This is a genomic window from Streptomyces sp. NPDC043878 (assembly GCF_056435735.1).
In genome coordinates this window covers 674,898-689,946 of record NZ_JBWKDW010000001.1, presented here as the reverse complement: position 1 = coordinate 689,946, position 15,049 = coordinate 674,898, and the positions used below count along the sequence as shown (strand labels likewise).

The 15,049-nt window shown below is 70.0% G+C and carries 12 protein-coding genes; 5 read left to right on the top strand and 7 right to left on the bottom strand.

Annotation, left to right across the window (positions count from 1 at the left end):
• Positions 1 to 10: 10 nt before the first annotated feature.
• The 4 genes from AC07AZ_RS02905 to AC07AZ_RS02890 are packed head-to-tail and all read right to left on the bottom strand — an operon-like array spanning position 11 to position 5,107.
• Positions 11 to 1,078, bottom strand: a complete 1,068-nt coding sequence (locus AC07AZ_RS02905) for a hypothetical protein (RefSeq protein WP_478843123.1) — start codon at positions 1,076 to 1,078, stop codon at positions 11 to 13.
• Positions 1,075 to 3,066, bottom strand: a complete 1,992-nt coding sequence (locus tag AC07AZ_RS02900; protein ID WP_478843121.1) for a hypothetical protein — start codon at positions 3,064 to 3,066, stop codon at positions 1,075 to 1,077. Before AC07AZ_RS02900 ends, AC07AZ_RS02905 begins: the two co-directional genes overlap by 4 nt.
• A complete protein-coding gene (locus AC07AZ_RS02895) occupies positions 3,063 to 3,800 on the bottom strand; it encodes a toll/interleukin-1 receptor domain-containing protein (protein ID WP_478843119.1) in 738 nt (245 codons plus the stop codon). Before AC07AZ_RS02895 ends, AC07AZ_RS02900 begins: the two co-directional genes overlap by 4 nt.
• The gene (locus AC07AZ_RS02890; RefSeq protein WP_478843117.1) at positions 3,797 to 5,107 is read right to left on the bottom strand and encodes a helix-turn-helix domain-containing protein; all 1,311 of its coding nucleotides are present in this window, start codon (positions 5,105 to 5,107) and stop codon (positions 3,797 to 3,799) included. Before AC07AZ_RS02890 ends, AC07AZ_RS02895 begins: the two co-directional genes overlap by 4 nt.
• Before the next feature lie 551 nt (positions 5,108 to 5,658).
• On the opposite strand from AC07AZ_RS02890, the gene AC07AZ_RS02885 reads away from it, so the two are divergent.
• Entirely contained in the window at positions 5,659 to 6,138 is a 480-nt protein-coding gene (locus AC07AZ_RS02885; protein ID WP_478843115.1) for a hypothetical protein, read from the top strand.
• A 129-nt stretch (positions 6,139 to 6,267) separates the two neighbouring features.
• On the opposite strand, the gene AC07AZ_RS02880 is transcribed toward AC07AZ_RS02885, so the two are convergent.
• Positions 6,268 to 7,227, bottom strand: a complete 960-nt coding sequence (locus tag AC07AZ_RS02880; protein ID WP_478843113.1) for a D-2-hydroxyacid dehydrogenase family protein — start codon at positions 7,225 to 7,227, stop codon at positions 6,268 to 6,270.
• 387 nt (positions 7,228 to 7,614) lie between these two features.
• Here AC07AZ_RS02880 and AC07AZ_RS02875 point away from each other — a divergent pair, with 387 nt between their 5' ends.
• The 3 genes from AC07AZ_RS02875 (at position 7,615) to AC07AZ_RS02865 (ending at position 9,334) form a co-directional block, all read left to right on the top strand.
• Positions 7,615 to 8,373 carry a WD40/YVTN/BNR-like repeat-containing protein gene (locus tag AC07AZ_RS02875; protein ID WP_478843111.1) on the top strand — a complete coding sequence of 253 codons (759 nt, stop codon included), beginning with the start codon at positions 7,615 to 7,617 and terminating at the stop codon, positions 8,371 to 8,373.
• Between the two features lie 58 nt (positions 8,374 to 8,431).
• Entirely contained in the window at positions 8,432 to 9,055 is a 624-nt protein-coding gene (locus tag AC07AZ_RS02870) for an RraA family protein (RefSeq protein WP_478843109.1), read from the top strand.
• 126 nt (positions 9,056 to 9,181) lie between these two features.
• Positions 9,182 to 9,334: a hypothetical protein gene (locus AC07AZ_RS02865; protein ID WP_478843107.1), complete on the top strand. Its 153-nt coding sequence runs from the start codon at positions 9,182 to 9,184 to the stop codon at positions 9,332 to 9,334.
• 1,247 nt (positions 9,335 to 10,581) lie between these two features.
• Here AC07AZ_RS02865 and AC07AZ_RS02860 read toward each other — a convergent pair.
• Both AC07AZ_RS02860 and AC07AZ_RS02855 read right to left on the bottom strand, forming a co-directional pair.
• Positions 10,582 to 11,847 (bottom strand): PP2C family protein-serine/threonine phosphatase, encoded by a 1,266-nt coding sequence (locus AC07AZ_RS02860; protein WP_478843105.1) that lies wholly within the window; start codon positions 11,845 to 11,847, stop codon positions 10,582 to 10,584.
• 345 nt (positions 11,848 to 12,192) lie between these two features.
• Positions 12,193 to 12,957: an LmeA family phospholipid-binding protein gene (locus AC07AZ_RS02855; RefSeq protein WP_478843103.1), complete on the bottom strand. Its 765-nt coding sequence runs from the start codon at positions 12,955 to 12,957 to the stop codon at positions 12,193 to 12,195.
• 196 nt (positions 12,958 to 13,153) lie between these two features.
• Between AC07AZ_RS02855 and AC07AZ_RS02850 the strand changes: the two genes are divergently transcribed.
• Positions 13,154 to 14,776, top strand: coding sequence for an MFS transporter (locus tag AC07AZ_RS02850; protein WP_478843101.1), 1,623 nt, complete (start codon positions 13,154 to 13,156; stop codon positions 14,774 to 14,776).
• Positions 14,777 to 15,049 lie beyond the last annotated feature (273 nt).

Genomic DNA, 15,049 nt, shown 5'->3' with positions numbered 1-15,049 from the left:
GTGTCTTCTCCTAGGCGAAGGGGGAGCCGGAGGCGGGCGCCTCGTCGTCATCCGGAGCGAGGGACGCCGGCGGATCGAAGCAGTGCTGGATCTCCTCGGCGGTCTCGTGGCGGTTCTGCTCCTTGACGAGGCCGGCGATCTGTGCGGCGAGCATCGGGCGGCGTACATCTCCGTCGGTGAAACCGATGCTGTCGAGGAAGTCGGAGAGATGCATCGTGGCCGTCTCCCGTCCCTGTGGCGCTGAGGGGTGCTCCACCCCGGGAAAGTCCGATGTCGTCGGCTCGCCGGCCTGCTGAGAGATCAGATCCTGAAGCCGTTCGGGAACGTCGGTGTCATTGGCCGCCGAGGTGAGCTGAGCGAGCAGGGCCAGGTCGTTCACCGTACGTTCCACGTGCTCGTCGTTCCTGGCGAGCCACCAGACCACGGCGCTGCCGGTGTCCTTGAGGACGTCCTCGCCCAAGTACCGGCGCCTGCTCTGCTCGTACTTGCGCTGATGCACCCAGACCTCCTCGTCCTTGCGTACGCCGGCGAGCTTGTCGAGGCGCTCCTGGTCCTGCTGCACCAGGACGAGCTGGATGTTCTCCGCCATCGCCTGGAGGTGCCCGGTGGGCTCAGGCGCCATCCGGCTGAGGGCGCCGCACAGTTCCTGCTCGACGAGTGAGGCCCGGACCGGTTCTCGTTGCTCGGTGATGGCGCGGGCCCGCTTCAAGACCGCGTCGACGGCGAGACCCGCCGGGTTGAGAACGAGGGCACTCGCGGGAGCGTCGACGAGGTACCAGCGCACCGTCGCAGAGAAGACGAAGTCGTAGTCGGCCCACTTGCTGGGCAGTACGACCTGGTTGACGCGGTGTTCCGTGCGTTCCACGGGGGCGGCCGTGAGCTGCTCCTCGAAAGCCACCGGTACCGTGCCGCGGCGCATCGCGGCGATCCGGAAGACCGCTGCGGGGACGACGAGCAGCAGTACTGCCAGCAGTGACCATGCCCATGCGGGCCACCGCTGCGTCAGACCGATGATGCTCAGCAGGAGACTGCTCAGAACGGTGAGGAAGACGGTCGTGGTTTTCCGTGCGGTGGTCATGGTCGAGTCCCCCTGGGTGAGGTCGTCGGCGGTGTGGCCGGAGCGAAGCCTTGAGCCGTGCTGATCTTGTGGAGCAGTAGATCGGTGGTCTCCGCGGCCCGCGCCGCATCCCCCGGACTGGTGCGTTCGGCGTCGCGGGCGCACGCGTACAGCAGAGCGAAGACCTCGCCCCGCTTCTCTGTGCACTGCTGTGCCGCGCTGACGAGGAGGTCCAGCAGGAGCCCGCCGTGCGGCCCGGTGCCGGCGGCCGCCCAGTGGAGCCAACGTCGTGCTTCGGCCTGCCACTGCGGAGGAGGCAGCTCAGCCAGTACTGCATGCCAACAGGTTGTCAGGGAGCCCTGCGCGCTCTGTTCGTCGACCAGCGTGTGAGAGGTGCCGGTGCGGTGCGTCAACAGTTCGGGGTCGCTGGCCTGGAGGAAGATCCCGAGATTGGCGGGTGAGAAGTCGGAATGGGCGAGACGGTCGAGCAGCACGCGGTGCAGCCTGCGGCTGCGCGCCACCAGCTCGCACAGCGCCTGCCGGGCACGCGTCGTGCCGCGCTCACGCCGGGCCAGGTGGTAGAGCCTGACCAGGGCTTGATCGGGATGACTGGTCGCGAGGACGTCAGCACAGACGCGGACCAGCACCTGCGCGAGCTCCCCCTTGAGGCGCCGTTTGGCGCACCACTGGTAGATCTGCTCGCGGAAGTCCCTGGCGTGCACCGGGTCCGCCAGCCCGCGGGTGAGCGCATGAACGGCCGCTTCCAGGCGAGGGCGGCTCGTCCCACCGGTGCTCCAGCCTTCGACGAGAGCCCCCAGTCCGTCCGCACGTCCGGTCCGCAGATATTCACCGGCCACTCGTTCCACCAGACCATCGCGTACGAGGGGGACGACGTGCGGGTCGTTCAGCTCCACCACACTCACCGCCCAAGTGCCGAGGTGGGGGCGGAGATCGGGCATGTGGTCCCAAAAATGGGCACGAACGGCGGAGTCGAAGTCCAGTCTCTCGAACCGGACCTGTCCGTTGGGGGTGGCAGTGGCCGAGATCTCGAGGAGTCGCTCGGCGAGGTCCCGGTGCTGCAGCGGCGAGTCGCCCTCCGACGGAGGCCCGAGGGCGCTCAGCAGTTGCCCGGCCGCGCGGTGAACGACATCGGCATGCGCCCCGTGCAGCATGGACACCGCGATCAGCAGAGCTCGTTGCGGTGCCTCCCGCAGCTTGGTGACGAGCGCGGCGGCTTCCCGTCGGCCGTCGTTTCGCGCCCGCCCGGCCGCCTCGCACCACTGACCGAATCCGTCCCCGGGCTGACCGGCCTCGCGTGCTCGGCGCACCAGGTCGGCGAATTCCGCGATCTCCCGCATCGGCCTGTTCGCCGTCAGGAACCCGGTGACGGTGCCGTCCGCCCGGAGATATTGCTCAGGCGGCACACCGTGCAGGCGCAGGTGCCGCCGGAGAACGCCGATACCGGGTGGCCGTTCGAGTACCACGCGACAGTACTGCAGGTCCGGGTCGAGAACGCCGCGGTGCGGCATGACCACGACCAGATGAGCCCGCTGCTCGTGCACGGCCTTGCGCAGCGCCGGGAGGTCGGCCTGGGCCGCTGCCCAGCGGCGGTCGTCCGCGGCGGCCAGGTCCAGCAGCAACTGGTCACCGGTCCCGACCAGAGCGGGGTCCTGGAGGGAGAGCTCCTCCTCCTCCTCATCGGGCAGGAGTTCGTGGAAGACACCACTGTCCCGGTGATGTTCGTGCAGCAGTACGCGGGCCGCAGCCGACCGGCCGCTGCCCGGGGCACCCTCCAGGATGACGGTGCCGGTGTCGGCGAGTACGGCACGAGCCTCGCCCATACGCGGCGGGGCGACCAGTACGTAGCGCAGTCGGCGGAGTTGGTCCTCGGCGACTCGGCGGAAGGCCGGCTTGTCCGAGTCCTGCAGTTGCGTTCCGATGTAGACGTCGCCAGGGCCCGTGACCGTGACGCCCGAGTCCCGGACCCAGGTGCCGGCGTGCTGGTTCACCGGTCCTTGTCCTCGTGACCGTCCCGTTCGCCGAACCGGTGCTGGACGGCACCGTGGTGGTCACCCTCGGAGTACGTCATCCCGTCACCACCCGAGATATGACGTGAATGCGAGTAGATGTTGCCGGTCCCGGTGTGGACAGGAGCGTGGGTGCCCTTGACGACCGTGCCGACGTCACCGGTGAAGTCACGGCTCTGTACGGCTGTGCCGCTCACGGTCCCGATGGAATTGGTCACGCTGCCCGGCGCGGGCGTCCCCGCCTCGGTCCCGGACTGGTCGTCAAGGCTGGGAATCAGGTCGGCCATCAGATCACCGATGCGCGCGACGCACACCTCGGTGTCACCAGAGTCGAACGCGATGGACTGGAGATCGGCGAGCCGTCGCAACGCGGGCGGGAGATCGGCCTTGCTCAGCCGGCTGGTTTTGCGTCCGTCCAGAACGGGGACCACCGGGACCTCACATGTGAAAGCCTCCTCGATCTCCTTGCGCACCCAGTCCTCGGGGTCCTCCAGCCGGGTACGGAAGTTCGTCCAGTCCGGTCCGATGACGGCCAGGAGCACGGAGCTGTGCCGTACCGCGGCCAGTAGCCGTTCGGGCCAGCTCTCACCGGGGACGATGGACTGTGACGCGTGGAACGCGTGTCCCGGGCCGAAGCGGTGCGACAGCCCTTGACGCAGTAGAGCCGCGGTTTTCTCCCCGTCCCCGGTGCGGTAATTGATGAAAATCTCGCTCATGACGATGACTCCTCAAGAGGGGTGGCCGGGCGTGACAAGGTGCCGAGCCGCGGTGCCAGCCGGCGTACCGGTGGATGGTCCGGGTAGCGGCCCAACACCCGGACGAGCCGTCGGAGATCGGTCGCGACGGTCGCCGAGCGCACCGCCGTCACGCCGTCGAGCAGTGACTCCGTCAGCGCGCAGGCATGGTCGATCTCGCCGGCGGAGGCATAGGCGAACGCGCGGCGTACGCCGTACCGGACCTGCGTACGCACCGCGTCGGGGCCGACCAGAGTGAGTTGCCGATCCAGTTCCTCGCACGCCTCGCGCGGTCGCCCGAGATCGACGAGGCACCAGCCGGTGACCATGCCGACCGAATCGGGAAGATGCATAGAGCCGATCACCGGGCCGTCGGCATCGTCGTTCCGGCGGGCGAGCAGAGTACGAGCCCGGTCCAGGGCACGTAGACAGGCGCCGACATCACCGGCGAGGGCATGACCCTGCGCTTCGCGCTGTGCGGCGAGACCACGGATCCGTAACGGCAGCACGCCGCTCTGTGCCCGGCGGGCCAGCGCGATCGTCTGCTCGGCGTCCTCCCGGTACAGCGTGACCAACGCCCTGCGGACCAGCGCATAACCGGCCAGTGCCTGATCACCGCCGGCGGCGGCCAGGGCGACCGCACGCTGTGTCCACCACAGCGCCGCACGCTCGTTCCCGGTCTCCTGCACCAGCCAGCCCACGTACTCGGCGTACCGGGAACCGAGCGCCAGCAGGCGGCGCCTGGTGCCGCTGTCACTCTGCGCCGACAGCTCCCGCAGCGTGTGTGTCTGCGCGATCAGAACGGGCAGGAGCAGGCCGGGTTCCACGGCCTGACCGAGTCTGCGGTAGTGCGTGAACAGGGAGCGTGAGGCTTCCAGCATGCCGGCGCCGGCGGCCGGGGAAGCCGGACCCGATCCGTCCGACCTCCAGGTCATCAGCGAGGCGACACCGGCGTTCATCACCTCACGCCGGCCCACGGGCCCGAACGAGTTCGGGCCGTCCGGTGACAACTGCATCATCCAGTTCTCCTCCTCGACCCGGCCTGGCGCCGACACGGCAGGTGAGTCGACAGCGGCGGGGGTGCTCAGGGCGATCAGTGCCCCGTCGGCACCGAGTGCGGCGTCGCACAGCCGCGCGAGATCACGGCTGGGTGCCTTGATGCCCCGCTCGACCTTGCTGAGCTGCGCCTTGCTGTAGTGCACGAGACCGGACAGGTCTGTAAGGCTCAGTCCGGCCTCCAGACGCCGCTTCCTCAGTTCCTCGCCGAACGGGGTGGACGGATGTGGCACGGGAACCTCCCAAACCCGGTCGTCCGGGCTGAGGCGGTGCTGCACGGAAGAGTGCGGCACCAACTGCCGGACGGACAAGGCGATCGAAGCTGTTTCCCGTTTCCTTCTCCACGGCGGGGCGCGGCAAGCTCGTGCGGGGCAGTTGAGTTCCCCAAGGGTCGGTGCTCGTGTTTCCGGCGGACGGCTGGGTCGCCTTCGTTTCAATGAGTGCGAGTGGGCGCTCGGGTGCCTGAGCCGAGATGCGGTCCGTCCGACACCGTGGGTCCGCACGATGACCCGAAGGAAAGTGCAAGGTGGCCTTCGACGCGCCCTCGCCCACGCGCCCCCGCCCACGCGGCCGGGCCCGCGACACAGCCGACGAGCCGCTCCACTGTCAGGAACATAGCCGCGCTTCCTGGAGCCGCTACGCCGAACAGGCGACACCGAGGAAAGCGATGGTGTCGCCGCGGTTTGCGGGCTGCTGAAGACGATCACCATCCGCAGGCCACACACCGATGGTCCTCTCCCGCTGGCCGGGCAGGTACGGGTGCGGGCGGCGATGGACCTGTGACGTGCCGCGCTTGCCGTCGACCTGCCTGGTTGGCACGCTGGTCGGAGTCGGTGCGTTCGCCGACGCGGCGATTGGCGAGAGGGTGTGGCTGGAGTTGATGCACTCCAGCGCCGTGCATTTTCCGGCCTTTACGGACGCTGACTTCGTCACCGAACGCACCGCCGCCCACCCCTGCCATGGGGACGTCCTGCTGCTCGTCGACCGTGACGCTCGTTTGACGCTCCAGGCACTCACACGTAGGACGGCGAGGGGAGAAACTGGCTCTGACCTGGTCTTTTCCATGACCTGCTCAGGCCGGCACCTTTCCGATGACGCATCACGTGGAGTGCGTGGCGATTCTGGAACCTGCGGCGAAGGGGGCCTGAGCTGCGGTTTCGTCCATGCAGTGATCGCTTTGACGTGTTTGCTGAGCCACATCACGTGGATCGAGTCGAAAGTGCTTGAGCGTCGCTTGACCAGCTGCTTCGTCAAGTGCGGGTGACGGGGAGCAGGAGCGCGAGGCGTTTTCGCCGGACTCGGATCAGACCATCCTGACGCTCTTTTGACGCTGGTGCTGATGTTGCGTCAGGTGGCTGGCGCCGGGCTCCGAGAGGGCTGGGCCCGAGGTCGGTCAGCCGAGGCGGCGTACCGGTGAGCCCGCCAGGAACGCTTCGATGTCCTCGACGGCCTGGCTGTAGTAGATGCGGTAGTTGTTCTGGGACACATAGCCGAGATGCGGCGTGGCAAGCAGCCTGGGCGCGGTGCGCACGGGGTGGTCGACGGGCAGCGGTTCGATGTCGAAGACATCGGTCCCCGCGCCGGCGATCCGCCCCTCGTGCAGCGCGGCGAGCAGGGCGTCCTGGTCGACGATCGCGGCCCGGGAGGTGTTCACCAGATACGAGGTCGGATTCATCAACGCCAGCTCGGAGGCTCCGAGCAGCCCGCGGGTGCGGTCGCCGAGCACCAGGTGCACCGAGACGAAGTCACTGGTGGACAGCAACGCCTCCTTTGAGGGGGCCAGTTGCACACCGTGCTCCTTGGCCCGCGCGTCGGTGAGGTTCTGGCTCCAGGCCACCACGTCCATGCCGAAGGCGAGGCCGACCTGCGCCACCCGGCTGCCGATCTTGCCGAGGCCGAGCAGGCCGAGCCGACGCCCGTGCAGGTCGGCGCCGACCGTCGACTGCCACGGGCCGCCGGTGCGCATCGCGGTGGACTCCGTGACGATGCCGCGGGCGAGACCGAGCAGCAGCGCCCAGGTCAGCTCCACCGGCGGGGTGGAGGTGCTCTTGGTGCCGCACACCGTCACGCCGTTGGCTTCGGCCGATACGAAGTCGATCACGGAGTTGCGCATGCCCGAGGCGATGAGGAGCTTGAGGCGGGGGAGTCGGTCGAGGACTGCAGCCGGGAACGGGACACGTTCGCGCAGCGTGACGATGATGTCGAAGTCGCCTACGGCGGAGACGAGTTCGTCCTCCGTGGCGAAGTGTTTCGGGAAGCTGACGACCGCCACTCGGTCCAGGACCGGGCCCCAGTCGGCAACGGTGGTGGCGACGGATTGGAAGTCGTCGAGGATGGCGCAACGCAGTTTCATGTCAGGGCTCTCCATTGTTCACGCGGTGAGTTGGGCTGCTGACGGGTAACGCCACGGCACCGAGGCCCGCGGATGCCGGGAGGCTGATCATCCCGCAATCGGTGCCGATTCCCGTGAACGGGTCGTCGGTCAGGTCCAGATGTCCGTCCAGGTCCAGGTGGTCGGCGAGCCCGGCCAGTTGCGCCCGTCGCGGTCACGCCGAGGGAGCTCTCCACCTTGCATCCGAGCATCGCCTAGAGGCCGCAGCGGCGGGCGAGGGAGACCGTCTCGCGGGCAGCGAGGAGCCCACCGCACTTGAGCAGCTTGACGTTGATGCCGCTCACCCGGCCCTGCAGCCGCAGGACGCTCTCGCGTCGGTGCAGTCCTCGTCGGTGAAGACCGGCACCGGTGAGCGCTCGTGCACGTAGCCCAGGTTGTCCGGTGAGCCGGGCGACGCCGGTGTTGCCGGGCGGAGGGCGCCCGCAGCGCGATCGTGGCCGTCTCCGGGCGAGTTTCATCGCAGTACTTCCTCGAACTCGGCCACTACACCGCACGCTTGACGGAACGTCAACGCGGGAAACTGTCTGGCTCCACCGGTGTCGCCGGGGCGCGCAAGGCGGCGGCGGTGGGGATGCCGCCGGCGACCTCGGCACGATCATCGTCACCCGGGACGGCGGCACGACCTGGCGCACCCAGCCCACGCCTTGCGACGACGTCCTGGGGGGCCTCGACTTCACGGACACGCAGACCGGTTGGGCCGTGGGCCTCGGCGGCACGATCCTGCGCACCCGCGACGGCGGGGACACCTGGCAGGCGCAGGACGTGGGCACCGACGACGACCTGTTCGGGGTGTACGTCGCCGACGGTCAAACCTGCTGGGTGGCCGGCGACCGGGGCGCGGTTCTGCACAGCCGCGACGGCGGCCATACTTGGGCACGTAACCCGACCGACGCCCAACAGACTCTCCACGCCGTCGCGTTCACTCCCGACGGAGGCACCGCCCTCGGCGTCGGCCGCAGCGACACCGTCCTCAACTCCCGGGAAGATGGTGCCCGACCACGGCGCACCGGGCATGGATCGTCGGCGACGAGGGGACCGTGCTCTCGACTTCGGACGGCGGTGCCACCTGGGACCGCCATCCCCACAGCCCGGAGAAGGACGCAGTGATCCACTGGTAGCGCGCCCGGACACCCGGAGAGAAGAACACCCAAATCAGGAGAACCGTATGAGCAGCATCGCCGCATTCGCGAACATCCCCACCACGACCCTCGCCGACATCCTGGGCCACGAGCAGGTCATGGACATCAGCATCCGCCCGCTGTGGCCGTCGATGCCCCGTATCGCCGGCCCGGCCTTCACGGTGCAGTGTCCGCCCGGCGACAACCTCATGCTGCACGCGGCGATCCACCGGGCCGCGCCCGGCTCGGTCATCGTGGTGGAGTCCGGCGACGTGGACTTCGCGCTCGCCGGCGGCAACGTCTGCGCCGTCGCCCAGCGCCGCGGGATCGTCGCGTTCGTCGCCGACGGAGTGATCCGCGACATCGACGAGGTGCGCGACGCCCGCTTCCCCGTACACGCGCGCGGAGTTGTCCCCATCCCCGGGGCGAAGAAGCTTGTCCGGCCGCTGAACGAGCCGGTGCGCTGCGCCGGTGTGCGGGTCGAGGCCGGTGACGTCGTGGTCGCCGACGAGGAAGGCGTCGTCGTCGTACCCGCCGCACGCCAGGAGGAGGTGCTGCGCACGGCGGAGGCGAAGCTGGCCAAGGAGGCGGACCAGACCCTCGACGCCTGGGAGGAGGCGCACCGCACACGCATCGACAAGATCCTTGCCGAGTCCGGCTTCGAGAGCTGATCGGCCGTCCTCCGCAGATGCTCAAGCGTGGCCTCGCGGCGCTCAAGGGCGCCGTCCCCGAACACTCCCCGGTCCGTACCTTCCTCGGAATCGTCCCTGGTCCTCACCCTGGGACAGGGACTGTGGATGGCGCTCAACGCCGTCTACGCGACCACCGTTCTCGGCCTGTTCCCAGGCCAGTTCGGCGTGGGCGTGGGGATCGCCGCCGGTGTGGCGCACCGGGACACCGCCAGGGAGTTCGAGGGTGTCTTCGGCCGGCTGTTCCCGGGCTCGCGCTGAGCACTCCGGCCGGCCACCTCGCGGACCGGATCGGCCCGCGCCGCGTACAGACCGTGCACCGCACCGCACCGCGACGGGCCCGGACCGGGAGCGCCACACGATTCACACGTGCGGCGCTCTGGTGCGATCAATTGCCGTCTGAGCAGTAGCTGTCGCGCTACCTGCCTGGACTGAGGTCCGCTCCGCTCCTTTGCGGCACCGCCGGTTGTCTCCACAGCACCTCCCAGCCCTGAATCAGGGACCGCCCGCTGGTGCGGCCATAAGCCGGGCCTCCAGCAGCTGGTCGGCGCTCGGCTTTGGGATCAGCAGGGAGCCAGGCGCAGCGGCCTCGACACAGCGCCGAGCGGACGGACTGCCTCGACCGCCCGATGTGTAGAAGCAGCAATTCAGCGCGACGTTCGATAGCGTTTTTTCACGACACGGAGGCCCCTTTACACCGCCGAGCCGTCTCTACACAGCGCGCGCACTGGGCGCACCGACGCGACTCGACCGGCGTAGGGCTCCGTACCGGCGGGCGTACTACGGTTAGCCATCACGCGCCAGAGTGCCGGTGCCGAACAGACGTAGGGCCGTGACGCTCATTTGACGCTCCGGGCGCCCGGCGGCCCTCATTCGGGACCCAAAAGCCTATCTGACCTGCGAATTCAATGAGGGAGACGCTTGCGTCGGAGATGCCTTCAGGGTGGCGTTCGGAGATTCTTGACGCTCGGATGACGCTCGAAGTGGAAGCCTCAACCTCCCGGACCTCTTCGGCTGTGGCCGTGCGAACCGGGCCATCGGTACGGGGGAAGGAATCCGGTATGGGCGTCCCGCTGCACCTTTCCGGCGGCGGCGCGAGCTGCCATCCCGGCCCTGGGCTCGTTGGACTGGACGCCCGCTCCGGCAATGGCTTGGGTTCGGGCGAACGTCAGCAGCGGAACCCGCGGGTCGTGTCCCGGGGCTCGACGTCCGTGTAAGGCTTGAACCAGTCGAGCGGGACGGAGCCTGCTGGGGAGCTGGTCGGGGCTGCTCGGTCTGCCCCGCGCAGGTGGGACGGGCTGTCGGCCGTGACGCTCGTTTGACGCTCTGGGCGCACTCACGCTGCGCGGCGAGCCGAGAAACTGCTCTGACCTGGTCTTTTCCACGACTCGCCCAGGCTGACATCTTCCCGATGACGCATCATGTGGAGTGCGTGGCGGTGCTGGAGCCCGCCTCCAAGGGCGTCTGACCCCACTCCGCCACCGGAACGCCGCCGCGTTGCCGCGCTCTCAGCCGCCCGGCATCGCTGTCGGTACTCCTGCCAGTGGGCCGACCGTCGAGGTGGGTACGGTTCGGGGGCCCAGCCATTCACACAGCAGGATCGTCGCGTCGTCCTGCAGGTGTTCCTGGTGGTGGCGCAGGTGGGCGCGGATGAGGCGGCGGAGGGTCTCCGGCACGGAGAGGCCGTCGGAGTGGTGGCGGACCAGGAAGTCCGTGAAGCGGGTCAGGCCGAACTCCTCGCCATGGGGGGTACGGGCCTCGGTGATGCCGTCGGTGTAGAGGACCAGGCGGTCACCGGGCTGGAGCTGCTCGCGGCACAGGATGGTCGGCAGCCGCAGGTCGGTGCCCATGGGATGGGCGGGCGGGCAGTGCAGCAGAGTGGGCCAGCGCCCGTCACGGATCACGATCGGCGGGTGGTGGCCACGGTTGACCCAGGTCAGCATGCCGGTGGTGGTGTCCAGGTCGGCGAGGATGCCGGTGACGTAACGGGACCGGTCGAACTGTTCGATCAGGACCCGTTCGATGGCGTCACCGAGATCGCCCAGGGCGGTGCCCTGCCTGCGGTGGTTGCGGCAGGCTCCCATGGCGAGGTTGGCGGTCAGACCGGCCGAGGTGTCGTGGCCCATCGCGTCGAAGATCGACAGATGGACCACGTCAGCGGCGGTGGCGTAGTCGTAGGCGTCGCCGCTGACCTCGTACGCCGGTTCCATCACGGCGCCGATGAGCACCCTGCTGTCGGCGTACGAGCGGGGCGGCATGAGCGTCCACTGCATCTCCGCGGCCACGTTCATCGGCTGCGTGCGGGTGAGGCGGGCGTGGGAGTCACTCGTGTCGCGGCTGCCGACCACCATCATCGCGACCAGCGAGGCCAGCGCCAGCATGTCCTCGCAGACCTCCGTGCCCTCCCCGGCGGACGTCAGGTGCATCACGCCGAGGCGTTCGGTGCCGTCCAGGAGCGGTACCCACCAGGCGTGGCGGCCGTCCTCGGCGCTGGTGGCCACGAGGCGTCCGTACTGGTAGGCGCGGCCCGCGATGGTGCCCTCCACCGACAGTTCCGCCTTGCCCTCCGGCGGGTCGGCGGCGGCGTCCAGACCCTTGCCGGTGAGCAGGCGCAGCACGTCCCGCTGCAGGTCGCCGAGGTAGATCATGACCTCACCGAAGCCCGCCTCCGCCGCGAGCGCGGCCACCCGGGAGGGCAGGCACTCGAACGACATCAGGTGGCTCTCGCCCAGCAGCCCCGTCAGCATGCGTCGCACCGCGCTGTCCCGCTGCATCACGGACGACCTCCGTACGGCTCGCGCGTCCCGAGCTCTCCGCTCCCTCTCCGTCTACCCCACCGTTCCCAACCGACTCGGAGGGGTGCGACGGTCTCGGGAGGCACCCGAGTGGGGGCCCCGTGACGTCCGGGGTGCGTCCTGCTCGGTGGCGGGCCGGCTGGGGTGTGTCCGGTTCGGTGGCGGGCCGGTGGGGAGCGCGGTGGGGGCGCCGACCCGGTACTCGCGCCACCTCGGATGGTCGGCCGCGTACCGCGCCGCGCGGGTGGCCACCTCCGGCTTGTAGATCGTGGGACGGGCCGCGCGTACTCCGGCTGGTGGGTGCGCGGCTGCCGCGCTGCCGCCTCACCCCGCGGTCGCGTGGCCGGGGCGGAAGGTCACCGACTCACCGGAGAAGCGGGCGTCGAGGCCGGTCGGGGTGGTGGTGAGAGACCGCAGGCGCAGCCCGTCGAGGATGTTCCGCAACGGGATCGGCCGCTCGAAGGCCCGGTCGAGCAGCGCCTGCCCGGCGGCGGGCAGCGCACCGCCGTTGATCCGGGGGTCGCGCAACGCGACGCGGTTGCCGGAGGCCGCCGACACCGTCGTCGACACGGTGATCTCCCCGGCGAACGGAAGGACGACGCGTACCGCGACCTCGCCGGGGCGCTCGCCCCGGGTCACCTCCAGGCCGAGGGCGTCGGACAGGTCCGCGTAGGACAGGCCGGCGGTCGCCGTCGCCGAACGGGCCCACGCCTCGCTGTCGTCGTCGGACTTCCGCAGGCCGTCCAGCCGCAGGGTGAGCGAGGACACCGGCAGCGGGCGGTCGGTGCCGTCGGCGGGTACGTCGTGCGCCGTGACATCCACGTGCCGCAGGGTGCCGGAGGCCAGCTGCGTCAGCACCGGGAAGCCGCGGACGTGCACTTCGGGCCGCCGCGGAGTGCGCATGCCGTCCTGGAACGCCTCCGCCGTACGGGCCTCCACCCGCCCCGCCACGAACCGGTCGGCCGCCACCAGGGCGAGGACCGACGCGAGGACGGCGACGGCGACGACGACCGGACGCCGGCGCCTCCGGCGCACGTGTGCCCTGTCACCGTGCTCCTGCTCCTGCTCCTGCTGCGGCTGCTGGTGCATGAGGTCTCCTTCGGGAGGGGTGGGGGCGAGGCGTGCCAGGGCACTCGCGGGGGCGGGGCGGGGGCGGGGCGAGGGCGGGTGCGGGTGACGGCGCGGATCCGGCGGCTCGGAGCGTCCGTCAATATTTGCACAGTGGTGAGCAATAAACTATTCTGCACATCAATGGGCAATCAATTTCGCCCCCTAGGAGTGTCCGATGCCCTTCCTCGCCACCACACCCGTCGACAAGATGCCCGGGCCGTACGTCCGCCGCTGGTGGGCCCTGCTCGTGCTCTGCCTCAGCCTGCTCATCGTGGTCATGGCGAACACCTCGCTGATCGTGGCCGCGCCCGACATGACGAGGGACCTGCGCCTCTCCAGCAGCGACCTCCAGTGGGTCATCGACGGCTACACCGTCCCGTACGCCGCGCTGATGCTCGTGCTGGGGGCGGTCGGCGACAAGTACAGCCGTCGCGGCGCGCTCGTCACCGGTCTGGTGATCTTCGCGGGCGGCTCCGTGATGGGCAGCCTGGTCGACCAGACCCACCTGGTCATCGTTGCCCGCGCGATCATGGGGGTCGGCGCCGCCGTCGTCATGCCGGCCACGCTGTCCCTGCTCGTCGCGATCTTCCCGAGGCATGAGCGGGCCCGCGCCATCACGGCCTGGACCGCCACCTCCGGCCTCGCCATCGCCGTCGGCCCGCTGGTCGCCGGCTGGCTGCTGGAGGACCACGCCTGGGGTTCGACCTTCCTGACCAACGTCCCCGTCGCCGTCCTGGCCGTCGTCGGCGCGCTGGCTCTGATCCCGCCGTCCAAGGCGCACGGCATGGGGCGTGTCGACCTCGTCGGCGGGCTGCTGTCGATCGTCTCCGTCGGCTCCCTGGTCTACGCGGCCATCGAGGGCCCCCACTTCGGCTGGGGCGCCGGCCCCGTCACCGCCGCGATCGTCGCCGCCGTCGGCCTGATCGCCTTCGTGGCCTGGGAGTTGCGCCACCCGCACCCCATGCTCGACGTGCGCAAGTTCGCGCTGCGCCCCTTCAGCGGCTCCATGATCGCGGTGCTGTTCTTCTTCTTCGGCACCTTCGGCGCGATCTACTACGCCACCCAGTTCCTGCAGTTCGTCCTCGGCAACGACGCCCTGGAGACGGGTGTACGACTGCTGCCGCTGGCCGGAGCCGTCTTCGTGGGCGCCGCCGTCACCGGGCGGCTGACCCCCAGGCTGGGCGTGAAGGCGATGGTGGCGACCGGCATGGCCATCGGCACCGCGGGGGTCCTGCTGCTCGTACGGGTCGACCAGGGCTCGTCGTACACCGACTTCCTGCCGACGCTGCTCCTGCTGGGCTTCGCGATCGGCCTGAGCGTGTCCCCGGCCACCGACACCATCATGGGCTCGTTCCCGGAGAACGAACTGGGCGTCGGCGGCGGCGCCAACGACACCTCACTGGAACTGGGCGGCTCCCTCGGGATCGCCGTACTCGGCTCGCTCCTCGGCACGGCCTACCGCGACAGGCTCACCGACCTTGTCGGCGGCCACCTCCCGGCGGCCGCGCTGGACACCGCGAAGGACTCGGTGGGCGGCGGCCTGGCGGTCGCCGAGCAGATCGCGAGGACCCCGTCGGCCGGCCCCGGGCAGGCCCAGGCCCTGGTCGACGCCGTGCACGAGTCGTTCGCCCACGCCGTCGCGGGGACCAGCCTCGTCGGCGGCATCATCATGGCCGCCGGAACGTTGATCGTCCTCGCGGTCCTGCCCGGACGGCGGGCCGGCGACAAGGACCGGCCGCAGGAGCCGGCCGACGCCACCGGGGAACGGGACGAGACGTACGCCGGCTCCCCGCGGTGACGAGCGTCGTCACACTCGCGCCGACCCCGGCGGGTTGTCGCGGCGGGGATGGGCCGCCGTTCGCCGCAGGCTCGCCGAGGTCTGGCCGACCGCGACGCCGCCCGCACCGGTCCGCCGCCCCGCCGGAGCTCTTCCGCGACCTGCGCCAGGGATCGGCTGCCGGGGGACCGGCTGCCGGGGTTAGGGGAGGAGGGGAACCGGTCTCCGGCGCCGCGTCGCCCATGACACAGGCCGCGTGGACGAACTCCCTGTCGGGGTCCGTCCACGCGGCCT

Bases quoted from the DNA above. Each gene is read 5' to 3' on its own strand.
- AC07AZ_RS02850 (WP_478843101.1), top strand. From the start codon at position 13,154: ATGCCCTTCCTCGCCACCACACCCGTCGACAAGATGCCCGGGCCGTAC.
- AC07AZ_RS02905 (WP_478843123.1), bottom strand. From the start codon at position 1,078: ATGACCACCGCACGGAAAACCACGACCGTCTTCCTCACCGTTCTGAGC.
- AC07AZ_RS02895 (WP_478843119.1), bottom strand. From the start codon at position 3,800: ATGAGCGAGATTTTCATCAATTACCGCACCGGGGACGGGGAGAAAACC.
- AC07AZ_RS02870 (WP_478843109.1), top strand. From the start codon at position 8,432: ATGAGCAGCATCGCCGCATTCGCGAACATCCCCACCACGACCCTCGCC.
- AC07AZ_RS02865 (WP_478843107.1), top strand. From the start codon at position 9,182: ATGGCGCTCAACGCCGTCTACGCGACCACCGTTCTCGGCCTGTTCCCA.
- AC07AZ_RS02860 (WP_478843105.1), bottom strand. From the start codon at position 11,847: ATGCAGCGGGACAGCGCGGTGCGACGCATGCTGACGGGGCTGCTGGGC.
- AC07AZ_RS02855 (WP_478843103.1), bottom strand. From the start codon at position 12,957: ATGCACCAGCAGCCGCAGCAGGAGCAGGAGCAGGAGCACGGTGACAGG.
- AC07AZ_RS02880 (WP_478843113.1), bottom strand. From the start codon at position 7,227: ATGAAACTGCGTTGCGCCATCCTCGACGACTTCCAATCCGTCGCCACC.